The 22,837-nt window shown below is 65.8% G+C and carries 21 protein-coding genes, 1 tRNA gene and 1 pseudogene; 10 read left to right on the top strand and 13 right to left on the bottom strand.

What is annotated here, in order from left to right; genetic code table 11:
- Positions 1 to 17: 17 nt before the first annotated feature.
- Entirely contained in the window at positions 18 to 1,313 is a 1,296-nt protein-coding gene (locus ACIQBL_RS06370) for a hypothetical protein (protein WP_401937468.1), read from the bottom strand.
- An 836-nt stretch (positions 1,314 to 2,149) separates the two neighbouring features.
- Between ACIQBL_RS06370 and ACIQBL_RS06365 the strand changes: the two genes are divergently transcribed.
- Positions 2,150 to 2,881, top strand: a complete 732-nt coding sequence (locus ACIQBL_RS06365; RefSeq protein WP_401937465.1) for a hypothetical protein — start codon at positions 2,150 to 2,152, stop codon at positions 2,879 to 2,881.
- 159 nt (positions 2,882 to 3,040) lie between these two features.
- Here the strand turns inward: ACIQBL_RS06365 and ACIQBL_RS06360 are convergent, their stop codons facing one another.
- The 4 genes from ACIQBL_RS06360 to ACIQBL_RS06345 are packed head-to-tail and all read right to left on the bottom strand — an operon-like array spanning position 3,041 to position 4,998.
- Entirely contained in the window at positions 3,041 to 3,223 is a 183-nt protein-coding gene (locus ACIQBL_RS06360) for a DUF397 domain-containing protein (protein WP_401937463.1), read from the bottom strand.
- A gap of 9 nt (positions 3,224 to 3,232) precedes the next feature.
- Positions 3,233 to 4,087 (bottom strand): helix-turn-helix domain-containing protein, encoded by an 855-nt coding sequence (locus ACIQBL_RS06355; RefSeq protein ID WP_401937462.1) that lies wholly within the window; start codon positions 4,085 to 4,087, stop codon positions 3,233 to 3,235.
- 7 nt (positions 4,088 to 4,094) lie between these two features.
- On the bottom strand, positions 4,095 to 4,619 hold the full coding sequence (locus ACIQBL_RS06350; RefSeq protein ID WP_401937459.1) for a DUF6879 family protein: 525 nt from the start codon (positions 4,617 to 4,619) through the stop codon (positions 4,095 to 4,097).
- Positions 4,591 to 4,998 (bottom strand): hypothetical protein, encoded by a 408-nt coding sequence (locus ACIQBL_RS06345; RefSeq protein ID WP_401937457.1) that lies wholly within the window; start codon positions 4,996 to 4,998, stop codon positions 4,591 to 4,593. Before ACIQBL_RS06345 ends, ACIQBL_RS06350 begins: the two co-directional genes overlap by 29 nt.
- A 192-nt stretch (positions 4,999 to 5,190) precedes the next feature.
- On the opposite strand from ACIQBL_RS06345, the gene ACIQBL_RS06340 reads away from it, so the two are divergent.
- The 4 genes from ACIQBL_RS06340 (at position 5,191) to ACIQBL_RS06325 (ending at position 8,241) form a co-directional block, all read left to right on the top strand.
- Positions 5,191 to 5,556 carry a hypothetical protein gene (locus ACIQBL_RS06340; protein ID WP_401937454.1) on the top strand — a complete coding sequence of 122 codons (366 nt, stop codon included), beginning with the start codon at positions 5,191 to 5,193 and terminating at the stop codon, positions 5,554 to 5,556.
- A 435-nt stretch (positions 5,557 to 5,991) separates the two neighbouring features.
- Positions 5,992 to 7,119 carry a radical SAM protein gene (locus ACIQBL_RS06335; RefSeq protein ID WP_401937451.1) on the top strand — a complete coding sequence of 376 codons (1,128 nt, stop codon included), beginning with the start codon at positions 5,992 to 5,994 and terminating at the stop codon, positions 7,117 to 7,119.
- Positions 7,116 to 7,283 (top strand): hypothetical protein, encoded by a 168-nt coding sequence (locus ACIQBL_RS06330; protein WP_401937448.1) that lies wholly within the window; start codon positions 7,116 to 7,118, stop codon positions 7,281 to 7,283. The genes ACIQBL_RS06335 and ACIQBL_RS06330 overlap by 4 nt, the downstream gene beginning before the upstream one ends.
- A gap of 88 nt (positions 7,284 to 7,371) precedes the next feature.
- The gene (locus ACIQBL_RS06325) at positions 7,372 to 8,241 is read left to right on the top strand and encodes a GNAT family N-acetyltransferase (protein ID WP_401937445.1); all 870 of its coding nucleotides are present in this window, start codon (positions 7,372 to 7,374) and stop codon (positions 8,239 to 8,241) included.
- Here the strand turns inward: ACIQBL_RS06325 and ACIQBL_RS06320 are convergent.
- Together ACIQBL_RS06320 and ACIQBL_RS06315 are read right to left on the bottom strand one after the other, a co-directional pair.
- Positions 8,219 to 8,689 carry a hypothetical protein gene (locus ACIQBL_RS06320; protein WP_401937442.1) on the bottom strand — a complete coding sequence of 157 codons (471 nt, stop codon included), beginning with the start codon at positions 8,687 to 8,689 and terminating at the stop codon, positions 8,219 to 8,221. The two genes, ACIQBL_RS06325 and ACIQBL_RS06320, sit on opposite strands and share 23 nt — an antisense overlap.
- 117 nt (positions 8,690 to 8,806) lie before the next feature.
- Entirely contained in the window at positions 8,807 to 9,157 is a 351-nt protein-coding gene (locus ACIQBL_RS06315) for a hypothetical protein (RefSeq protein WP_401937440.1), read from the bottom strand.
- A gap of 886 nt (positions 9,158 to 10,043) precedes the next feature.
- Between ACIQBL_RS06315 and ACIQBL_RS06310 the strand changes: the two genes are divergently transcribed.
- Positions 10,044 to 10,373, top strand: a complete 330-nt coding sequence (locus tag ACIQBL_RS06310) for an Lsr2 family protein (RefSeq protein ID WP_401937437.1) — start codon at positions 10,044 to 10,046, stop codon at positions 10,371 to 10,373.
- A 403-nt stretch (positions 10,374 to 10,776) separates the two neighbouring features.
- Here the strand turns inward: ACIQBL_RS06310 and ACIQBL_RS06305 are convergent, their stop codons facing one another.
- A complete protein-coding gene (locus tag ACIQBL_RS06305) occupies positions 10,777 to 11,472 on the bottom strand; it encodes a hypothetical protein (protein ID WP_401937435.1) in 696 nt (231 codons plus the stop codon).
- 713 nt (positions 11,473 to 12,185) lie between these two features.
- A pseudogene (locus tag ACIQBL_RS06300) lies at positions 12,186 to 12,569 on the bottom strand (J domain-containing protein); the annotation flags it as partial.
- 161 nt (positions 12,570 to 12,730) lie between these two features.
- On the opposite strand from ACIQBL_RS06300, the gene ACIQBL_RS06295 reads away from it, so the two are divergent.
- The 4 genes from ACIQBL_RS06295 to ACIQBL_RS06280 all read left to right on the top strand — a co-directional run bounded on the left by ACIQBL_RS06295 (position 12,731) and on the right by ACIQBL_RS06280 (position 18,651).
- A tRNA-Lys gene (locus ACIQBL_RS06295) sits at positions 12,731 to 12,828 on the top strand.
- A gap of 198 nt (positions 12,829 to 13,026) precedes the next feature.
- On the top strand, positions 13,027 to 16,593 hold the full coding sequence (locus ACIQBL_RS06290) for an IPT/TIG domain-containing protein (RefSeq protein WP_401937433.1): 3,567 nt from the start codon (positions 13,027 to 13,029) through the stop codon (positions 16,591 to 16,593).
- A gap of 10 nt (positions 16,594 to 16,603) precedes the next feature.
- On the top strand, positions 16,604 to 17,587 hold the full coding sequence (locus tag ACIQBL_RS06285; protein WP_401937430.1) for a hypothetical protein: 984 nt from the start codon (positions 16,604 to 16,606) through the stop codon (positions 17,585 to 17,587).
- A gap of 2 nt (positions 17,588 to 17,589) precedes the next feature.
- A complete protein-coding gene (locus tag ACIQBL_RS06280) occupies positions 17,590 to 18,651 on the top strand; it encodes an amidase domain-containing protein (protein ID WP_401937427.1) in 1,062 nt (353 codons plus the stop codon).
- A 152-nt stretch (positions 18,652 to 18,803) separates the two neighbouring features.
- Here ACIQBL_RS06280 and ACIQBL_RS06275 read toward each other — a convergent pair whose 3' ends face one another.
- The 4 genes from ACIQBL_RS06275 to ACIQBL_RS06260 all read right to left on the bottom strand — a co-directional run bounded on the left by ACIQBL_RS06275 (position 18,804) and on the right by ACIQBL_RS06260 (position 22,837).
- Positions 18,804 to 20,402: an AMP-binding protein gene (locus ACIQBL_RS06275; RefSeq protein WP_401937425.1), complete on the bottom strand. Its 1,599-nt coding sequence runs from the start codon at positions 20,400 to 20,402 to the stop codon at positions 18,804 to 18,806.
- A 39-nt stretch (positions 20,403 to 20,441) separates the two neighbouring features.
- Positions 20,442 to 20,909 (bottom strand): DUF3592 domain-containing protein, encoded by a 468-nt coding sequence (locus ACIQBL_RS06270; protein ID WP_401937422.1) that lies wholly within the window; start codon positions 20,907 to 20,909, stop codon positions 20,442 to 20,444.
- 76 nt (positions 20,910 to 20,985) lie between these two features.
- Entirely contained in the window at positions 20,986 to 21,591 is a 606-nt protein-coding gene (locus tag ACIQBL_RS06265; RefSeq protein WP_401937419.1) for a lytic polysaccharide monooxygenase, read from the bottom strand.
- Positions 21,592 to 21,700: 109 nt separating this feature from the next.
- On the bottom strand, positions 21,701 to 22,837 hold the full coding sequence (locus tag ACIQBL_RS06260; protein WP_401937416.1) for an SPFH domain-containing protein: 1,137 nt from the start codon (positions 22,835 to 22,837) through the stop codon (positions 21,701 to 21,703).

Here is a 22,837-nt window from a genome sequence, read left to right as displayed (position 1 = left end):
AGCAACAGAGCATCGGTCTAGACCCAGACCTCGTGCTCGTTGCGGTAGTGCGGCCAGGGCTGCCCAACCCGACGAGCGGCGAGCAGGTGCTTCATGCCGGCGATCCACGAGCCCGGCTGGATGAGCTCGATCATGTAGCGATCCAGTTCGGAGTGGCCCATCTGCAACGTCCAGCCCGGAGTCATCGTCAGGCCTCCGCGCAGGGGCACGGCGCGGAGCTGCTCCTGGTGATGAATCTCCATGACCACGCCGCCCGGCTTCAGGTCGGCTTTCCCCGGCGGACGAGTCCAATGAGCATCGAGGCCGGCGACCTGGAGCAGGTCGGCCAGGGCTGGCCCGGAGGTCTCAACGGTCATCACCGCGTAGTCGCCGATCAACCGGGCACAGGCCACAGGGTGCAACGGATAGTTCGCCCACGGCACCCGCAGCGGATTGCGAGCCGTGTCGTCCATGGTGGTGAAGTGGACGTTGTGGTCCTCTCGGCCAGTCGCGATGCCAGTGCTCGCTAGCACTGCACCCACAGCCTGTTGAAGTCGCTCGTTGAACTGTGCGGAGGATAGGCCCTGTTGAACACATCCGTATTGGTCAATGACGTACAGGGCTCGCCTGCCGGGCACAGCAGTGGCATGGACGCCTTCAGCCGCGGCTCGCTCCAAGGCGTCACGCATTACATCGAGGTGTGTCCGCAGTGTCAGGTCCAGGTCGTACAGAAGCTCTGAGGCGTTGTTCCCCGGCAGCGGACCACCCTCCAGCACCGCGGCCATGGCCTGGTTGACCCGCCGGATCTGGGCGCTCTTGCGCGCCGCAGGGTTCGTCTTGATCTCTTCGGTTCGTGGAGGATTGACGCCATCCCAGACCGTGATGTCGCCGATGCGTAGGCAGTTGGTCAGGTCATGCAGGAGCACGAAGGAGCCGTTCTTCTTGAAAACCTCCGCAACACGATCAAGCTCAGCCTGCAACCCAACCTTGCCGACCATCGGACCGGCCGGATCGTTGCGGCACAGGGCGAGAATGAATGGGCGGTGGAAGCCGAAGACCCGCCAGGCCAACGCATCGCCCACTGAACGCAGTTGGCGACCCAGCCGCTCGCATACGTCATGCTCGAACCGCCACGTCGCCACGTCACCAAGGTCACGGCCCGACCGAGGCTCAGGGGCCTCTGGGTGCGGCGACTTCCTCCTCTGCACCCGGTCCGCTGCACGCTTGAACTCCTTACGGTCCTTCTCCACCTCCAGCAGACGGTCGAGCAAGTCCTGCTGGAAGGCGACACCAGCCTCCTCCGTCGTGCAGTCCCGCAGCTGCTGGATGAGCATGGCCAGGACAGGTTGCATCTCCTAGTGCCGCGGGTGCGCCAACATGTCGTCGGGATCGTAGAAGTCGGCGCCGAACAGGCTTCTCATGCCACAAGTGTGGCGACCAGCGAGCCTTTGCGCTCCGATTTTTCTGGCTTCAGCGGAAGTGCCCTCTACCCGGTCCGGCAAGATCAAGAAAGATCACGCTCTACCAGAGCTTCACCACTGCTCCACCACTACAAGCGCCTGGCCGTGCGCTGGGAACGTCGAACCGAACTCCACGACGCCTTCCTTTCATTGGCCTATAGTCTCATCTGCTGGAGGCACCTGAAGAAGACCCGCTCGTGATCCTTTTACGAGCCTATACTGAGCTGCCGCTTGTCAAGCTGGAAGAAACCCTCGCCGGTCGATGAGCACGCGGCACTCATGAGTCGCTTGCGTCCTCACGTCCTCGATCTCGTGACTCACGCGGAAGAGCCTGCTCTGCTGGCGTGGAATCCCGCTGGCGATGCTGTAGCGCCCACAGTGCTGTGCCCACAGTGAATGCCGCCACGAATGCATTGCCCACCGCAGGAATCCCCAACGACAGAACTCCCGATGACACACCCAGAAGAATTGCCGCATATTTGGCCCACATCCTGCGATCTCGCCGCCTGCTCATCCACGCCCCCTGATCGGACACCACCACCGGAGCAGGTCTGCCGCCGGTGCGGTGATTGTCGCGCCAGGACGGTACAGGGTGTCAAAATTCGAACTGTACAGTTGGGTCTCGGAATCGTACGGTCGCGCATCGACATGAAGCTGTCCAACTGTCGCAAGGCGACGCTTCGGCAGGTGGGACGCGCTAGCCTCACCTCATGAGCGATGAGTCAGAAAACTCTGATAGCCCAGACACGGTCGAAGTTGGGCGGGAAGAATTCAGGGCTAATCACAAAGAATTCTTCGACAGGGTTCAGCGCACTAGTGAAATTCTGCATGTAACGTATCGTGGCAAGCGAGTTAACGCTGTAATCAGTGCAAGTGAAGCCGAGTTGCTCGCCACGTTCAAGGGTCCCGCGCCCATGCCTCGGCCTGGCGATGTCAAGGCGGCTGCACTGCTTCTTACTGGTGCGCTTGAGGGCAACGAATCAGTGATTGATGGATTCAGCGAAATGAATCCGAGCGGAAATAATCTTGCGGGGGGAATCGCTACGCTGCTGGGAGTGCTCTATTATCCTATTGCGGCGCAAGATCTTGGCGGACGATTCATGATCGTAAAGAAGAGAGGAAAGCGTACACCCAGCTTGGCAACGATTACAGACCTAGTGATGTCGCAGCTCACGAGCGAAACCAGCGAGGTCTACGCGCTTCCTTTCATCGCGGGCGGAATGTGGGCCCTGCAAACCGGGGACGAAAATGAACCGGCACAATGGCGCAATAGTCTTGGTGTCCCCCTCCTGCCGGGCGAAATCAAACTCTGGTTCTCTGTGCTTTATCGTGTGGCCGGCATTGTTCGTGATGGCCTCGCCGCCGAACTTGGTCCTGACCATGTACTCAATGTGATCAGCGATGCAGGTGAGCATTTCGGGAATATGCCTCGGGAGTCGTAGCTTGCCGTCCCTGTCCTACTTTCGTGGTTGATGGCGCTTGAGGTCTTTTTGTGATCAGTGGCGTCTTGACCACCACAAGATCCTGTTACGAGCTCTAATAGGTGGGCGGATCCATTGCCCAGCAGTTTCGGATTCGGGATGGCAACTGGCAGTCCACCGCTATCCCTGCTTGGCCAACTCCACGAATGCAGTCCAGGCGGCTGGCTGAACAGCCAAGATTCCGCGGTTGCGTGCCTTCGTGTCCCGCACCATCACCTTCGTCGGACTGTTGTCGGCCACTTCAATGCAGTTCTCGGTCCCGGTGTAGGTGCTGGTACGCCAGTTCGGGGCTACAGGCTGCATGGTGCTCTCCTAGTCGCTCGGCATCTGATCGAAGTGTTGGCTGGCGGTGAGGATGAGGTCGCGGACGGCGGTGCCGTAGACCGCTGACTGCTTCAAAAGAGCGAAGGCCTTGGTGTACAGCTCGATCTCTCGGGGCTGCGTGACCGAGAACTCCGCCGAGTAGGTCTCAACGAGGACGAGCTTGTCGTCGAACATCGAGAAGGAGTTGCCGGGCCAGATACCGATGGAGGCGGAGCGCGGGATGATGCCCAGGCTCAGCCGGGGCAGTCGCATCACCGCGAGCAGCCGGTCGAGCTGCCCCTTCATCACCTCTGGTCCTCCGAAGTTCGTGTAGAGCGCCTGTTCGCCGAGCACGACGTTGAAGATTCGGTTGCCTCGGTACAGGTACTGCTGTCGTTCCAGCCGCTTGGCGGTGGCGGCTTCCGCGTCGTCGGGAATCTCGTAGTAGTCGACGACCTGGCGGAAGGTCTCGGCCGCGTACTCCGCGGTCTGGAGGGTTCCCCACACCAGCGTTGGATGCCAGATGCGGAAGACCCTGGTCTTGGCGTAGACCGGCAGGGCTTTCTTCTGTCGCTGCTCCGCGCCGGTCTGAAGCTGCCGGCGCCACTCAAGCCATAGCTCATCGATGTGCCGCACCGTGGCGATCAGGTCGGCCATGTGCTCTTGCCGGTTGGTCGTGGTGCACCAGGTGCGGATGTCGTCTTCGCTGGGGTTCTGCTTGCCGTTCTCCAGGCGGGAGACCTTGGACTCCGCCCACCCGGTGGCCACGGCGAATGCCCGGCCGCTCGCGAATCCCGCGTCCTTGCGGAATCCGCGCAGCCGGGCACCCAGTGCCTCTCGTGCTTCTTGTGCTTGGTTGCTCACTGATGGGTCAGGGCTTGTACTCGGCGTGTGGGATGGCGTCGGCCCAGAGGAGGTCGCGCACCCGGATGCATGCCGCCACGGTGTCAGGGTCCTCGACGATCTCTGACCCGAGGACACGGCCCTCCGGATCGAAGTGGCCGACCGCAAGGAGACGATCGTCGTACAGCCACCAGTCGTTGCCGTCCAGGGGGAAGGCGATGGCCTCGGGCACCTGGTGTCGCGGTAGCCATCGGATGTCCTCGCCGGCCTCGATGTTGAGGTGGGTCAGTGAGTGCTCCCATCCGACGTACTCGGAGTGCGGCTCCGTGATCACTCGGACCCGTCGCACCGTCTTGCCTTCAGCCATGACGCGCTTCATCAGCGTCATCCACGGATCGAGCCACACGTAGTCGTCGGGCTCGCCTCGCTGCCACCTGGCGTACGGCGTGTCTTCGACGGGAGACCCGTAGTCGTCCCGCAGCTCCAGGTGGAAGGCATCACGCTCGAAGCTGCGGAACAGCTCGTCACGCTGTGCGGGGGTGATCAGGTCCACTGCTCTCCTCCAGTAGGGCCATGATCGAGGACTTGGGGACCTCGATGCAGGTCTCATAGTCGGGCATGCGCATCTGGCTCAGGGCTTCAGGATCGTGCATTTCCGGGCCTTGGAGTACGCATGTTCCCTGTTCCGTGACGAGCATGATCGGGGCGGTGAACTTCCTGATCTCGCCGGACAGTTGGCCGTCCTTGGTCAGGTGCTCGAACAGCTCGGTCGGCACCTCTACCGCGGTCTGTCCTTCCGGCACGTCGAGCTGCATGAGCAGGTCGTTGGCGAAGACCTTCCAGCCTTGGATGACGTAGCTGTCCTGGTCACTGGCGTACAGGGTGGGGCTGTCTCCGGGGGTGGAGTTCTTACCAAGGAACCGTAGCTTCATGGTTGCTCTCCCGTCCGCTGTCTTGCGCAGGTTTGCGCGACACGTCGATCGTCGAGGAGCCGTTCGAGCCCGTCAATCGACTTGCTGCAAACTCGCGCAATCTCCTTGGGAGTTGGGTGCTGGTCGCTCTACGTTCGTTCTCGAACCCAAGTCCGTGCAGGCGGCATCGAGGGGAGAAGCGTGGTGGCGAGCGTGACCGAGGAACCCGAGGCCGGCGTCGACAACTTGCCCATCGATGTCGAGCTGATCTCGGACATAACCGATGGCGTGCTGAAGATGGAGCTGAACACGTCGACCCGTGAGGACATCGACTTCAAGACGACCAGAGTCGTCGGTCTCCTGAGCCTGCTCCTGGCCGAAGACCTGGGCGCCGATGACGATGACGAAGTCATGGACCTGTTCCGCCAGGCGTACAAGCTGCTGGAGCTGACCAACCGTCCCGGCAGACGGGCGCCGAGCTTCACGGCCTTCTTCTTCATGCGCGACGTAGCCAACCTCACCCGGCGCCTGCTGTGGGTCTACGTCGAGAAGAACGGCGGGGTACCCCACCGTGACTGACAACAAGCGGCCTGGCGTCGGAGACGAGGTCGAGTACAAACCCGGATGCCGAGCGATCGTGACGGACGTCAGCCGTGGTGTACCCGTCCTCCGGGCCCCTGCTCGTTCCGAGTGGCTGGCCGACAATCCCGACCAGCTCGTTGTAACGCGGACTCGGCAGGAGCGCATCGAGGCCGGAGCATGACCTGTCGCCAGTGGGTCAGGGGCACCTGTCTGCTCTGTCGTCGCTCCGATCAGCCCGTCATTTTCATCGGCCCGGTCGAGGTAGGCGGCCTATCGGCCCCGGTATTCGCTTGCGGTGACTGCTGCGAGTGGTGTCGCCACGTCGTCCGCTCCTACCACCAGCGGTTGGACGCGCGTCCTGCCATGTAGCTCCCACCCCAGCTCGGTTCCCCCGTGCGAGCTGGGGTGGGGCTCAACCCCAGGAGGTATCGGATGCACCAGCTGATCGTCAGCCCGTTCCTGGATGGCCACCTGGCCGTCCGACCGGGAAGCCCCACTTGCGTGCGGCTGCCGGCCGAGCACTACGAGGAGGTACGGCGGAGCACCAGTTCCAACACCTGTGTGCCGGACTGGCTGGTGGAAACCGCAGCCGAAGCCTGGGGTCTCGATCTCGACGGTCAGGCTGCCGGACAGGTTCTCCTGGTACGTGAGCCGACCAAACTCGGGTTCGCGCGGGCGAGTTGGGAAATCAACCTCTACTGCAACTTCGGCTGCAAGCACTGCTACCTGGGCGAACGCCCGCTGGCCGGACTGAGCTGGGACGAGAAGGTCAAGCTCATCGACATCTTCCGCGACTCAGGGGTCCTTTGGCTCCAGATCACGGGTGGCGAGCCAACGGTCGATCCCGACTTCGAGGGTGCCTACCGATACGCATACCGCCAGGGCATGATGCTCACGGTTTCCACCAACGCCTCGCGTCTGTGGAAACCCGAGGTGTTGCGGCTGTTCCGGGACTGCCCGCCGTATCGCGTCGTCGTCAGCATGTACGGCGCGACGGAGGAGTCCTTCGACGAACTGACCCAGCGCAAGGGCGCGTGGAAGAACTTCCAGCGAGGCATGGCCGCCGCTCGAAATGCCGGCCTGCCGCTGCGAGTGTCCGTCGTGGTCACAGAGGACAACGCCCACGAGGTCGACGCCATGGTGGACCTGGTGAAGAGCTGGGGCCTGGACCATCACGTCTACACCAACATGCAGCCGACCTTCTCGGGCACGGGTGAGCCGCTGCTCGTCCAGTCGACGGAATTCCTTCGCAAGCGGCCGGTCTTCCAGGGCTGCAACGCGGGCGTGACCTTCTTCCACGCCGACCCTCACGCCATGGTCTCGATCTGCAAGATCGGCCGCGACGACCAGATCAACCTCATGACCGAGGGGATCGACGGCCTTCGCCGACTCGGAGGGATCTCCGATCGGCTCATGCTTCGCACCGGTGGCTGCACGGGCTGCTCGATCTCCGGCTCATGCCGGGTATGTCGACCGCTCGCCAAGGTCTACCAGGAGGCGAAGGCACCGCTGAACACCTACTGCCAGCACGGAGACACCAAGGAGATGGTGCACTCATGAGTCCCGTACCCGTCACGATACAGACCAGCCGCCCACCGGCTATCCGCCCGGCTCTGCCCACCACCCTCGTCGCCACCACGGCACTCGCCATCGAGCCCGACGCCGACGCCCTGATGGAGGGCAGCGCCTGCTCCTGCGCGGCCGGCGACGACAACCCGAACTGACCGAACGTATCGGGTCACAGGTGCTCAGGCCTCGGCGAATCTGCGTCGGGGCCTGAGCCTTCGAGCACGAGATGAGTACCCTGAGCACATGCGATTCCGCTGGGACTGGCTACGTCCAGTGGTGTCGGCGCCCTACGTGCCGACGATCGGACCGGTACACCCGTCCGTCCTCACCGAAGACCTGTTCACGGACACCCTGATCGCGGCCTCCACCGACCGCTGGTTCCTGCGCTACGACAAGGACATCCGCTGGTCCGACAGCAAAGACGAGACCGTTCTCGTCGAGGGCATCGCTCACCGGCCTGGTGAGACGTTGATTCCCACGCTGTCCCGGCGAGGCTCTGGCATGGTCAAGGTCCACCTCTACGGCATCGAGCCTGACAGCGCCTTTTCCGCCACCGAGCTGGCTCAGAAACTGGCCGCCGAGCACGGCATAGGCAAGGCACGGATCGTGCGTTTCCTCGGCCCCGAAGCACCAGATGGGCGCGGTACGCGCATCCAACTCCAGGACTTCAGGGCGACCATCCGGCCAGCACCCAACGGCCCCGTACGCCCTTTCAATGAGTGGCCGGCGGAGGTACGAGGCACCTTCGCCGCCTTCGCCGAGCAGATGATCGCTGACGGCTTCGCCTTCCTCTACGAGCAGATGCAGGCCGGGACCGTCGGTCCAGTTCTCACCACTGTCCTGGACGGCAAGGTGGCCGGCGCCATCGGCCCTATGGAGATCCGGCCTGACGCGATCGGCACCCCTCAGTTGATGCCGCAGTACTTCGGCGTCCTCCAGGAGTATCGCGGCAAGGGACTGGGACGGCTGCTGTGGCGAGCCGCAATGCACTGGGGCCAGAGCAACGGAGCCGCCTACCAACTCCTTCAAACGGAGGTCGGCGGCGCTTCAGACCGCCTCTGCCAGTCCGAAAGACTAACGTCGCTCGGCTTCACCTACTGGCAGACGGCTTGACCTTGCTATCGCGGTCTCCTGCCCTACAGTGGAACAGGAATGACCACCTACGTGTCGAATTAAGTTCCACCGACTCGCTGGAAAGTCCTAGCGCATCCTTGCGCGCCTTGATTTTCTGGAAATTTTCAACTGCTTCCTCAAGTATGGCCGGATTAGAAGATCCGCGCGCCAGCCCGTACTTTTGGTCGAGAAGTTCACCATAAATTCTGCCATACTCTCCACAGAGGGCTAGCATTTCTCCATTTCGTTGACGCCAATCCAGTATGCTCGGCACCGACACGAGAAGCGCCGAGATCAAGGAGACGACCGAAACCATTATCTGGGCCACGAGCTCAGGACTCTGAGAAATTACAGCCCATGCAGACATGGCTGTAATCGCGCTCAGAACTCCGGACGCCACATTGAAGAGGCGTATCTTCCTGGTGAGCCTTGCTGTTTCCCTTGACATTCGAGTAGCCCAGCGACTGGCACTCTCTATGCACTGCTCAAGACGCTCTGGCGTGACTGGCATGACATAATCCCGCGATAGGGCTCAACACCTCAGAGAGGGACATGATTCTGCACGCTAGAGCGGCAGGTGGAGCGGGCCGTCATGTTCGGCCAGCTGCTTCCCATAGAAAGAGAAACGCTGGTGCGTTCCATCGGAGAACACCAGGTCTAGGAAATAGTTAAAGCGCCAGGTGTCATCCCCATTCGCCTGGATCTTCACCGTGGTCGTGGCACCTGGTATCTGTGATTTCAGCACCCCTCCCTGCACACTCAGGCCGAACGGCCCATTGTCTGTGTGGTCGTCGAACTTCCCAATGATGTTATCGACCTTGGCGAACTCGTCCGGCAGCTTTTCGATCGTGATCGTCAGTATCGTGTCGTGATCCTTGTCGTCATCGTTCGTATGGAACGAACCCAAGGCGCTCACGAGGAAAGGCTCCGTGCCCTGCGACATTTCTTTCGCCAACCTCTCAACTTGCGGCGATCTTTTCGATAGTCGATACGCCGGATGCCTCCGTAGTATCGCTCAGCCGAGCCCTAGTCAAGCAGGTATGCCTGGCTCCGCTTACAGGGGCAAGCGAGGACCCAGCAAGGGATCGCGGCACAGTACAGAAGACCCCAATACCAGCATGTTCACCGGCAAAGAAAGTCACCGAAGCAGGGAGCTCGGCGATCTATCCATCCGCGACAGATCGCTATTGGATTTGGAACGTAATCGAAAATATTCAGTCGAGAATGCAGCCGAAATGCGCAGAAAGTTTCGAAACTTCTATGTGCGGTTTCTCATCCGCACCAAATGCGACTCGGGACCCAACCGCCGCTGCGGGCCCGCAGCGCCTGAGGCAGTCCATCTCCCCATGTCTGGCACCAATGGTTCCCCGCGCGGAAGAAGCAACACTCGATCTCGGCCTTCCGTCCCCGAGCGCAGCGGCCCACTCCCTCCTTGCTGTCGCGGCTCCAAGATCACCTGCTCTTGACGCCTCGTCACAAACGCTCGTGATCGCGGTGGCCGGTTCTCTTGCAGGTACCCGGCGCCCTGTTGACCATGGTCAGCGCATCAAACGATCAAGAAGTGCAGCTGGCATGACCGGGTTGCTTGCTGAGCGGCACGCGTCGGATATGTACCGCTACAACTCTCTAGTCGCGCAGCTTGAAGCGCCTTCCTGGCACGACACCTCGGAAGACGCTGGCCAATTTCGAGTCAGCCGATCCAATCCGCAGTCTTGACGGCAAGGCAAGCCCCCTGCGGTGGCAAAGTAAGCTCCTTCAAACTATTAGACTCATCACAGCCCAGCTGGAAAGAGGAAATTTATATGGTCCAGCGCACCGTAACCATCTTCACTGACGATCTGACGGACACCGAGGGTGAGGACATCGCTACGCACACTTTCAGCCTCGATGGTGTCAGCTACGAAATCGACCTCAATCCTGACAGCCACCAGCTGCTGCTGGACGCTCTGGCACCCTTCCTCAAGGTCGGTCGCAAGTCGGGCAGCGCACCGCGTCGCCGCGCCGGCAGCAAGCGGGCCGATGGCCCGGACCCCATTAAGGTGCGCGAATGGGCCAAGAGCCAGGGTCTTGAGGTCAACGCCCGCGGCCGAGTGCCGCGGGACGTGATCGAGAAGTACGAAGCTGCCCACTGATCGCGGGACTGTATCTAGCGAGCCGACCTTATCTTCGAGGCACACCCGAAGGCCTGTAAGTACTTCGTGCTTCAAAATGGTTGTCGGCGTCAGCAGTTGTGGCTGCCGCCGACTCCGCGGTTCTTCGTTCGGACACATAGGACATCTTTGGTTACGGCGCCTCCCGAGAGGCTATGACCGTGCTACTGCCGACAGTCGCCTCACTACCCAAGTAAGCGATGGCGGCGGTCATCCCGCTTCCACGGAAGGCGGGACTAAGCGCCGGTGGCCTTCCTGCTCTGCGGACCGCGAGTCCTTGATCAACATGTCGTAGTCAAAGTGCCCAGCGAGCCGGTCCATGCTGCGGTTGCGACGAATCAATAGCTGAAGGCTACCGGAATTCCGAAAAAGGAAATATGACCTGTTAGGTCACAGGTGATTCGGCATATTTCCCAGAACTTCGCGCCTCGGATTCGATTACATCAAACCATGCAACGAAATGCTGCACCCGTTCCGCATTATGCTCCCCAGAATCGACGCTGATCACCTCCACTCCCCCTTGCGGTGAAGCAAACTCCAGATTCGATGGCATGCACGTCGAGTAGAATAGCGTGTCCTCGTCCACTAGCAGCGCATGCCAAGTGGGTCTATGATCATAGAGATAAAGCGCCAGAGAGCTGTCATGCTCAGCGAGTTCAGCCGCTTGGCTGGAACCAAATCGCGAAATCTTCTCTTTCGTGGATCTTATTTGATCGCGATCTGGACTGTTGGGTCGTTGGCATATATCACCATCTGGATCGAGAAGCGCAAGCTCCACACTCAGCGCCCCTTTTTCGCCGAGCCTGCCGCCTAGCATACTCAGAAGAATATTTTGCGAGAATGGCCAGCCAGCTTCATGCGTGACGCCAATCCATCTGATCTTTACTTTCTTTCCGCGACGGAGCCTCATTTCAATTTCCTCGGATATGTGAGGAAGCGCTCGCTGGAATGTCGGGTACCAAGTCGGCGTTTTTCTGGCGCTAATCTTCTCGTCAATTTCAAAGAGTACTTGTAGAACCAGGGCAATCAGCGCCAACACGGCAGTAAGCTGAATTGCGGAATAGCCCACTACACTTGCCACCGTTATTACTATGAACAGAACCCACGCGACAGGCCTACGCCGCTGAAAATAGAGGAAACGTACCTGAGCTGGAATCCGCTTCATCATAGAGTCCCTTCCACACCGCTGCTGGGGCTACACGTTGATTCTGTCGCATCTACAGGCCGTCGGCGATCCCAGAGAGCAATGATTCTACTCCGGGGCGCTGCCTCCAATCACGCCAACTGGCGGTCCCGAGCGCACAGGGACGACATGACTCACGGCACGCTTATGCTCGATTTGATGCAACAAGATCGATGCGGGCTCCTCTACGTAGGCTCCTATACTGCGGGTGCCGAGATCAAGGAATACCTGTTGGAACGTGCTCGGAGCAGCCCTAACAATGCTCCCAGCGAACGTCGTAGTCATAGTTCGATGCAGATAACCGATGAGGATGCGAACCAAGGGGGGGGACGCAACAAGACCTCAGCCAAGGCATCGGCATCAGAAAGCATGACCTGATCCGTAACCGCAATGCCGCTTGCGACAGGACGATGACCCGCGGCTTCGGTGGTGGCGCCGGAGGAGGTGGCGGAGGCGCTGTCTCTACGTTGATACGGACCGGCACCACCACTACGAGATCATCAACCATGATCCGGAGCCGATCGCTGCGGAGACCAAGCGCATCGTGAGCTGACAGCGGTCGGACTCGAAGCCGCAGCCTCACTGCTGAGACGTCGCGATACGGCTGCGGCTCATCCCACCTGCCAGCAGTCGCCGCAGTCCTTCAGCACCCATGCGTAACGGATGGTCGAGTTGTCGCTGAGCTTCACTGTGACGACCTGGTCGCGCGTCTCGCCGACGGCGACGGACCCAAAGTCCACAACCTCGGGATCGAGGACGATGACTCGCGGCTGCGGAGTCGGCGGTGGAGTCGGCTCGTGGTGTTGCTCGTCCTTCGCGTTGCCTGCCGTCCGGCGGTCGAGGGCGTAGGCAGCCCGCTCGCCGGGGTCCCTCAGCGTCTCGTACGCCAGGTGGAGCAGGACCATCTCCTCGTGGGCCGCCAGCGCATCTTCGGGCGGACGACCGTCAGGGTGGGTCTGTCGCATGCGGGCGCGGAAGGCCTTGCGGATGGCGGCCGGGTTCGCATCATGGAAAGCCCAAGCACGGCGTACAGGTCAATCGACGAGGTCTCCATTACGACACTCGTGCCTGCCGTGCTAGCGCCGGGCTAACGGCGCCGCCGGACGATCCTGAACTGCCCCGAATGAAGCCGGTAGCGGCAGATACCTGCTGACCTGCGAGAACGAACGATTCCGAACTCATTCGGCATCATCCGGCTCATCGTCCGGCTGACTCTTAATCAGCGGGTCCGGGGTTCGAGTCCCTGGCGGCGCACAGTTGACGACCAAGGGCACCCTTCTCTTCGGGAGGGTGCCCTTGGTCGTTTCATGTCCGCCGGTGCTTGGCGGTGAGGACGTGCAGGTGGCCCTCGCCGAGGAAGCACAGAACGGCTCTTGACGTAAATTTGTCGTATTCAGCGCGTCAACGATGAATCGCCGGATATTCGATCATTTGACCTCGTACTGTGGCGCCATGCCGAACGACATCAGCGACAAAGGGTCGGCACGAGGCGTGCCGCCGCTCCGGCTCAATCCTCTGGACGGCTCTCTCGGCGGGGTACTGCATCAGTACCCGCAGCTCGCCGAGGGCATGGCGGCGAGCCGCATGGCGGCCGCCACGCATTTCGGGGACAGACTGCTCGGCCTGGTCAAGGACCCGTCCTTCGACATCGCGACGTTGCTCGTGCCAGGCCTTCCGGGGCAGTTGACGGGGGCCCTGGTGCAGCCGAACGGGCGGCCCGCAGCGCAGGTGCAGGTGACGATCAGCAAACCGTTCGCCAGCGGTCCGGGGCCGGGCACCTGCGTCACCGGCGCTGACGGCGCGTTCACCGTGTCGGTCCCCGCACAGGTCCGCACCGGGCAGGCGACCGGGTCGCTCACCCTCGCCGTCACCGGGGCCACCCGGACGGTGCCGGTGACGGTGGAACTCGCCGCCCTGACCGCGTCGGGCGCGGCCGGCGCGCTGACGCTCCCGGAGCGCGTCGATCCGCTGCCGATGTCGGTCATCTCGCAACTCGGCCAGATCGTGAGCCGGCTCGACATGCCGGCCGCCGGCACGGCCGGCCACGATGACGCCGCGTCAGCGCCGACAGTGACCCTCGGTGCCGATGTGTGCCAGCAGATCTTCCGCAGCGACCTGTCGATGGACCGCTTCCCGTACGCGATGCTCGTCCGGCTGGTCGAGCCGCGTCCCAGCATGGGCTCGACCGGCATCCGGCTGGAGCTCGGGGGCCGCACGGTGGAGATCTCGGCCGCGTTCCTGGAAGCGATGGGCGATACCAGCCACCCGTACCGGTTCGCCGAGCGCCTGCCCGTGGACCAGCCGATCAGCGTGGACGCCTTCCGTGGCGGCGCGGCCGGAATCGCCCAGGACACCGGCACCTTCGCCTGCACCGTGCCGGTCGCCGGATCGCTGGGCCTCGGCTACATGGTGCACCTGGCGCAGCGGTGGACGCCCAAGGGCCTGGCCCTCGGTGACCTCGTGTACTCCCTTCCGCTGGCCCCGGGCGAGCAGCAGCGCGTCGCGGTCGTGGACCGGCGGGCGACCACCTCGGTGTTCGAGTCGGAGCGGCTGGACGTCGCGGAGCAGCAGACCTTCAACGAGCGCGACGATTCGTCCACCCGCGCCACGTTCGCCTCCGGCATGAACGAGAGCGCGTCGGGCGGCAGCCACTTCAGCACTGAGGCGCACTCGTCCTCGTGGGGCGCGGCGGGCGGCATCGGCTTCGCGCTCGGGCCCGTGGTGATCGGCGGCGGCGCAGCGGGCGGCGGCGGCAGTGCGACCACCTCAGGGGACGCCAACAACTGGATGAGCGGGGTGCGCAGCTATACCTCCGACGCCGCTCAGTGCTCGCACGCGGCGGTGGAGCGCTCGGCCGCCGCCCGGCGCAGCGCACAGCGGACGAGCATGCGGCTGGCGTCGGCCGCCGAACGCACCGAAGTCGTCACCAAGGTGGTCACCAACCACAACAAGACGCGGGCGCTGACCATGCAGTACTGGGAAGTGCTGCGGATGTTCGACGTCCGGTCCACGGTGGACGGCGTCACGCTGGTCTGCTTCGTGCCGCTCGACCCGGTCCGGTTCCTGCCGCCGGGCGAGCCGGTCACGCTGGCCGACGCGGCCGTGGACCGGGCCTCGGTGCTGCGCCGCTACAGTCGGCTGCTGGCCCACGTCGACACGCTGCGGCGCGTCGTCGACACGCCGTACCGCAAGGGTCTGGCGCTGCTGGAGGAGTTCGCGTCCGACCCGCGGGCGACGGTGCAGTCCCCGGCCGATGTCGCCGCCGACGTGGTGACCGTGTTCGTCGACGGCACCTTCCTGCCCAACGAGGACGTCTGGGTGACCCTGCTCGCCACCGGCGGCCGGCGGATCGGTCCCTACCCGATGCCCACCGGAGCGCCGATCGAGCCGATCCCGACCCGCCAGAGCGATCCGGCGCACGCCCTGGCCTCCGAGGCGGAGCTGCTCGGATACCTGCGGGAGCGGCGCGCCGGGCAGCCCGCCGTGATCGAGCGGGGCATCGTGCTGCCCGACTGGCTGCCCCGCACCGACCTGGTCGGGGTGGAACTGAGCCGGCAGTTCCGCCCGTTGCACTACCGCTTCCCGGGCGAGGCGACGGTGGAAGCCACCACGCTGAGCGGTCTCTTCGGCGCAGCCGCCGCTGCCACGATGATCGACAAGCTCGGCGAAGGACTGCCGTCCCGGGACGTGACGTTCAGCGCGGAACAGCTCGAACAGGAGGTCGGCGGGCCGCGGCTGCGCCGGGTCAAGGCCGCCCTGGTCGACCCGTCCGAGAACATCGGCAACGTGGTGCCGGCCGAGAAGCTGTATCTGAACGACTACCTCGGCGACCTGGTGCTGTCCACCGCGCCGGAGCCGTTCGCCGCCCGCCAACTCCCGCCGGAGCTGCGGTACTCGGCCCTGCTCGAAATCGAGAAGGTGCTCCAGCACGTCATCCCGCGGACGGTCACCTACTCCAAGGCGGTGTGGATGTCGCTCACCCCGGAGGAGCGGGTGATGATGCTGGAGGGATACACCGTGGGCGTGGCCGGCGGGGTCGAGGACGACACCGGATCCATCCCGCTGCTGGCCTGTGTCGCCAACCAGGTGCTCGGCTTCTACGGCAACTGCATGGTGCTGCCGTTCATGATCCCGGCGGAGCTGGTGGCCAAGCGTGCGGCGGTCGACGGGGTCGCGTTCACCACCGCGACGGTCCAGGAGGCGCTGACGAGGTACCACACCACCGGCTTCGCCCCGCCGGTGTCGACGATCGCGCTGCCCACGCACGGCGTGCTCGGCGAAGCGGTACTCGGCCACTGCCCGTCCGCGGAGCGGATCGACCTGACCCGCTTCTGGAACTGGCAGGACTCGCCAGCCGACACCGCGCCGGTGATCGCCGACACCCCCGTACCGTCGTCGTCGCTGACCGCCGGACTGCAGGCCCCGAACACACTGACCGGGCTGAACCCGATCATCACCAACTTCAGCAACGCCGGCCCCACCACGGACACCAGCCTGCTGCAGGCCCTGATCAAGGCCGGCGCGGACGCCAAGGGCTTCGACGTCAACGCCCTGACCGGCTCGACCGCGCTGGCGGGCCTGCTCAAGGACACCCTGACCACGGCGGAATCGGCCCGCAAGGACGCGCTCGCCGGAGCGCAGGCGATGGCCGGCAAGGCGATGGACAAGGCCACGGAGCTCGCCAAGGCCAAGCTGGAGGCCGGGAAGGAGAAGACGGCCGAGGGGAAGAGCGGCGGCGGGAAGGGCGGCGGCACAGGCGGCGGCGCCGTGACGGTCACCGCCGTGGCCCCCGCGCACGGCAAGGCCGGCACGGCCATCGCCATCACCGGCACCGGATTCACCGGCGCCACCGGGGTGCAGGTCGGCACCGGCGCGCTGGTCGACCTCAAGGTCGTCGACGCCACCCGGATCGAAGGCAAGGTCCCGGCGATCACGCCGGGAGCCGTCGACGTCATCGTCACCACGCCCGCGGGCAGCAGCGCCGCGTCGCCCAAATCCCGCTTCACCGTGGACGCCTGAGAGGATCCGCATGTCCCAGCCCACCCCCGCCACGCCGGCGGCCACCGCCGAGGACCGGGCGCTGGACGCGCTGGTCAACGTCATCCAGACAGCGGCGAGCCCGGCCGCACAGGAGGCCCAGCTGCTCCTGTTGCGCCGGCTCGCGTTGGAGGGCGACGTGATCCCGTCCCGCGCGCCGGCGCCACTGAACATCACCCAGACCGCCGGGCTGTTCAACCTCCTGGAGGACCTGGGTCAACGCACCACCGCGCTACAGGCGTTGAGCTCGGTCCTCGGCGTCGCGGGCCCCGCGGTGGCGCCGCCCCAGGGCAGCCGCCTGCTCACCTTCACCGCGCTGGCCAACGACCGGCCGGCCGGCGCCGCCGGGCCGACCGCGCCGACGACGGTACCGGTGCGCGCGGACCTGGTCGCGGGTCTGCAGACGGTGCTGGCCGCGGTGCACCAGGTCGGCGCGGTCCTGCCGCTGTGGGCCAGCCCCGCCCTGCCGGCGCTTTCCGACGCGACCGATCCGCTGGAGGCCTGCGGTCGGCAGCTGCGGGTCCTGCCGACCGCGGCACTGGCCGACCCGACCACCGACTCGATCGTGCTCGGCCGGGAGATCGGCGGCGTGGCAACCGGGTACGACCTGTTCGCCCGGCCCGACCCCGGCAACCCGGCGACCGCCGCGCTGCCCGAGCGGGACATGGAGGGCGCGGTGCTGGCGCCGGGTCCGACGCCGATGACGGTCCACCTCGGCCTGGTCCGGCTGCTGCCGCTGCGCCCGCTCCTCGGCGCGGCCGGCTGGGTCACCACACCTGCCGCGGCGCTGCCGACCGGGCCGGCCGACCTGGGCTGGAGCCGTATGGTGAACCTCTCCGGACTGCTGCCGGGCGTCAGCCGGCTCGGGGCCGAACTGGACCTGGTGCGGTATCCCGGCGAGGTGGACGGCACCCCGTTCGCCGCGAAGACCGACTGGGTCTGGAACGGCACCGAGTTCACCGCGCCCGGGGCCTGAGCGTGGACCGCACCAAGGCCACCGACTACGCGAAGAGCTTCTGGTTCCGGCCGACGGACGACCACCTCGTGTGGACGAAGAGCGAGGCGATCGACGTCCGGCAGCGCAAGACCGAACTGTTGGCGCGTCATGTGATCAAGCCGGACTGGGAACCGGTGTTCCTGCGCAACGTGGTCACCGACGTGAGTACCGGCACCAGCGGCCCGGCCGACGGGCTGTACTACGTCGCGCCCGCCCACGTCGGTCTGCACTTCCGCGAGTCCGACGTCCCGCCGAGCGATCGGTTCCTCGCGCAGAACTGGTTCGGCACCGCCGGGGTGCCCGGCAGCCCCGGCGGGCTCAACGACTGCACCACCTATATCTCGCACTGCCTCGCGGCCGGCGGCGTGTCGGGACTCGGCCCGGCCCACCCCGGTGGGGTGTGGCCCACCCGCGACCCGGCCCAGCTGTACCGGCTGAAGGACCGGCCCGCCACCGAGGTGAAGCTCATCGTCGACATGGCCCCGAAGGCGGCGACCGAGGCCGTCTTCGCCGCCCTGTCCCACGTCATCAAGCCCGGTGACGTACTGACCTTCGCCGCCGCTGGCCGCCAGGAACACGCCGGGATGCTCGTCACGGTCGACACGGCGACCGGGGACGCCAGGATGACCTGCCACTCCACCATGGACCACCCGGACCTCGGCGCCGGCGAGGGCACCTGGCAGGTCCGCACCGTCGGCTCCGAGCACCCGTTCGTCAGCCTGCTGCACTTCAGCGCGGACGACCCGCCGCCTGGCACGCTCACCGGCCTGGCCGGCTGGTGGACCGTCATCTGGCGGGGCGCCACCTTCTTCTACTTCCTGACCGCGGCCGGCACCTGCTTCTGGGCCCGCACCAAACCCACCTCGTCGGCGGCTCCGACGAAGTCCGACGGCTGGGGCCACTGGTACGCAGGAAAGGGTCCGGGCGAGGTCGTGATCGTCTGGACCACCGGCACGGTCGACCAGTTCACCCTGGACGCGGCCGGCACCGGTTTCGCCGGCACCGAGTCCGGCGACGGACTCACCGGCACGAAAGGTCTGTGACCAGGATCCCGGCAAGGCGGGACAGGTGCCGTTGCGCCGGGACTCCAGAACCGCGGGACAAGGAACACATGGCTGCCCGAGATGCAGAACAGCCGCAGCCCGGCACAGCGGTAGCGGTAGGCACTGCCCTTCGTGACGATCCGTGACGTCTTTCAGGGCTCGGCGTCCTCCGGAGTCAGTCGTCGGTAGGCGGCCTCGCCCGGTGGCCGCCACCACACCGGATCGGCGCAGCGCACCCCCTCCCGCCTCAGCCCCGCCCGGTGGATCTTGTTCGTCGCCGTCACCGGCATCCGCTGCGCCACCCGTACGAACCGGGGTGCCATCTTCGTTCCCAGGTCCGGCTGGGCCAGCAGGAACTCCGCGAAGGTGAGCGGGTCGAAGTGTCCGGCGATCGTCGCCATGACCTGGTCGCCGGTCACCGGGTCCGGTACCGCGTACACCGCCACCGCGTCGGCGCCCTCGTAGCGGGCGAGGATGTTCTCGATCATCGCGGCGGCCAGGTTCTCGCTGTCGACGCGGAGGCGGTCGTCGGTGCGGCCGGCGAAGTAGAGGTAGCCGTCGGTGTCGCGGTAGAAGAGGTCGCCGGTCCAGTACCAGCCCGCCCTGAGCCGCTCGGCGTCCGCCTCCGGGTTGCGCCAGTAGCCCTCGAAGGGGTTGGCGCCGCGGTTCACCAACTCCCCTATCGCCTCTTCCCCGTTGAGCAGCCGCCCGGCCGAGTCGAAGGCCGCCGCCGGGCACTCCGCGCACGTCTCGGGATCGACTACGGCGAGACCGGGCGCCGCCCGTCCGACCGCCCCGGCCGGTGTCCCCGGCGACCACTGCACCGCCGCCCCGCCCTCCGAGGACCCGTACCCCTCCACCAGCCGCACCCCGAACCGCCGCTCGAACGCCGCCGCGTCCACCGCCCCCGCCTCCGTGCCGAAGCCCATGCGCAGCGGGTTGTCCCGGTCGCCGGCGCGCTCCTCGGTGGCCAGGATGTACTGCACGGCACGGCCGACGTAGGTGAAGTACGTGGCGCCGTAGGTCCTTACGTCGTCCAGGAAGCGTGAGGCCGAGAACCTGCGGCGCAGTGCCACCCCCGCGCCGGCCGCCAGCGCCGGTGCCCAGTCGGCGATCACCGCGTTGCCGTGGAACATCGGCATGCAGATGTAGTGCACGTCGTCGCGCAGGACACCGAAGCTGCCGGCCAGTGAGTCGCCGGCGGCGGCCAGGCGGCCCTGGGTGCAGATCGCGGCCTTCGGGGCGCCGGTGGAACCGGAGGTGAAGTAGAGCAGGATGCGGTCGTCGGGGGTGGCGTGGGTGAAGGCGGAAGGGTGCGCGTCCGCGTAGGGGGCGAGGAGGTCGTCGTAGGCCTGGGTGTCCGTCACCAGGAGGCGTACGCCGGGGAGTTGGAGGTCGTCGAGGAGGGGGAGGTGGGTGCGTTCGGTGACGAGGATCCGGCACTCGGTGTGCAGGATGTCGCGGGCCAGTTCGGGGCCGCGGCGGGTGGGGTTGATACCGGCGACGGCCGCGCCGGCGAGGGCCGCCGCGCTCAACCACAGGGGATATTCAGAGGTGTTGTCGAGCAGGACGCCGACGTGAGGTGCGGTGCCGGGTGGTAACAGGTCGGTCAGCAGGGCCGCCCTGGCCGCGGCACCGGCCGCCACCTCGTGGTGGGTGAGCACCCGGTGCTCGCACCACAGGCCGGGGCGGTGGTCGCCCCACCGTGCCCGCACGAGTTCCGCGACGGTCGTACGCCTCCTGGACTCCATGGAGGCGCACGGTAGTTGACGTACCGTCAGATGGGGAGCCTACGGGCTCATGAAGTCGCCCGCAGTCGAGAACGCCTCGTGGGTCACGACGATGAACCCGACGCAGAAGGCGATGAACACGCCGAAGAAAGCCAGCGCGGCGCCGGTCCTCGCCAGGAGCTTCCCGCGCGCCGGGGCCTCGGCGGTGGCCCGCTCGGGGTGGTCCGCCGTGTAGTACACGGTGACGATGTCGCCCTCCAGGACCGTCCCCGGCCCGCCCCGCTCCTCGAAGCGGACGGTACGGCCCTCGCGCGTCGTGAACTCGTAGACGTGGTTCAGCCGCGTCGTCACCGACGTGTCCCCGCTGCCGCCGCTGGTCGTCGTGTACGTCCGCAGACAGCGGGCCTCGGCCGTGAGCCCGCTGCTCCAGGCCCTGTTCGCCGCCCGCGCGCGGCGGATCACCCCGACCGCGGCGAACAGCAGCACGGCGATGATGAGCACAGGTATGACGTAGAACAGCGCATCCATGGTGTCCCCCGAGGTCAAGTACCGCTTGGTGGGGGGAACCTACCCCCGGGGGACGCCGGACTGTCTCAAGAAAGGCTCAGAAAGTGACGTCCGAGCAGGCGTAGAACGCGTTGGCCGTGTCCGCGATCGTCCACACCGCGACGATCACGTGGTGGCCGGTGAGGCCGGACGGGAGGGTGCCGCTGTGGGAGAGGGTGGCCGGGGGGCGCTGACCGTTGTAGGGGACGGTGAGGAACGGGGTGGTGTTGAGGTCCGAGCGGGCGAGGTTGTGGGTCTGGTTCCAACCCGGCTTGGTGACGTAGTACTTGAAGTCCGTGGTGGCGTGCATGGCCGTGAACTGCCAGCGGAAGGTGTACGACTGACCACCCGTCACCTTCGTCGTCGGCCACGCGGCGCCGGACGGGGTCTTCGGTGCGCCGAGTGGGGCGAAGCGGCTGATCCCGCCGTTGCAGATCTGGCCGTCGGCGGGGCCGGCCCCCGGGAAGCCCTTGGGGCCCTCGACGCTCTGCGGCTCGTACTGGATGTCGCCGCAGTTGGTCACCGTGCCGTTGGCGCAGAGCTTCTGCCTGCTGATGGGGAGGTCGGTGTAGCCGTGGCCGCTCGCGGCGCCGGACGAGAGCACGAGGGCCCCGGCCGTGGTGAGCCCGAGCACGGCGGCGTACCACTTGGTCTTTTTGCGCATGCTGCCGCTCCTGGAGAACGTGTGGGGAGTTCCGTGAGCCGTGCAGGTCTAGACCAAGTCCCAGATTATTGCCCCTACTTGACTGTGTCCATACCGGTCACGGACCTCGTCACGGCGCGGCCTCTCCCCGTCCCGAGCAGAACGCGACCGTCAAGTCCTTCACCAGTACCTTGCGTTCGTAGTCGTCCAGTTCCACCAGCCCCCGCATGGTCAGCCGCGTCACCGTGTCCTCCACGGAGTCGACCACCGACGTGAGCATCGTCGCCCGCTGCTGCGCGTCCAGCGTGGCGATACGGCGGCGGGTCATCGCGGCGGCGACCTCCGGGGCGTACTCGACGCGCACCGGCCGTACCGAGAACACCTCGATGCCGACCGGCGCCGCGTCCGCCGCGACCAGCCGGCTCAGCGCGTCGACGGCCAGGTCGGCCGCGCCCTTCACGCCGCCGCCCGGCTGCTCCACCGGCACCCGGGCCAGCGCCGCCTCCACGCACTCGCGCAGATACGTCTCGTGGTCCTCGACCCCGAGCGTGGCCCGCGCGGTGTCCCGCACCCGCCACACCACCAGGACGACGACCCGCAGCGCGACCCCGTTCGCGTCCGCCGCCGGCATCGGCTCGCTGCGCCAGTGCCGCAGCCGTACGTCGACGCGGCGGCGCAGCAGCAGCGGGTTGACCCACATCAGCCCGGTGCGCCGGACGGTCCCCCGGTAGCGGCCGAACAGGCCGAGCACCCAGGCCCGTCCGGTACGGCCCCGGGCAAGACCGCCGAAGCCGAACAGCCCGAGCGTGCCCGCCCCCGCGTACGCGGCCCACTGCGCGGGACCGAGTCCGGCACCGGCGTAGAACGGCAGTCGTAGCGCATGGGTCGCGAGCGGGGGCAGGAGGCCCGCCCACCACGAGGTGGCGAGGCAGCCGGCCAGGCCGCAGGTGCCGGCGAGCACGCCCGCCGTGCCGGGCAGCACCCGGGCGGGCCGCTCGACGAGGTCGGGGTCGACCTCCGGTGCCGGGCGCGGCTTGGCCGGGACCGGGCGGCGGAAGCGGGGCTGTTCGCCGGTGCCCTGGCGGCGCGCGACGACGGCGGGCTTCAGCGGCACCGACACCGGGTCCGGGTCGTCGCGGAACAGCAGGTGGACGGGGATCTCGGTGGTCGCCTCGTTCTGGATGAGCCGCGCGGGACGGGTCTGCCCCTCGGGCGGCCCGACGGGTTCCTCGTTCTCGGGCGTCTGTGATGTGGTCGTCGTACTCAT

This window comes from Streptomyces sp. NPDC088350 (genome assembly GCF_044753545.1).
In the GTDB taxonomy this organism is placed as follows: Bacteria; Actinomycetota; Actinomycetes; order Streptomycetales; family Streptomycetaceae; genus Streptomyces.
The sequence above is the reverse complement of the archived record's forward strand: the minus strand, read 5'-3'. Positions and strand labels throughout refer to the sequence as shown.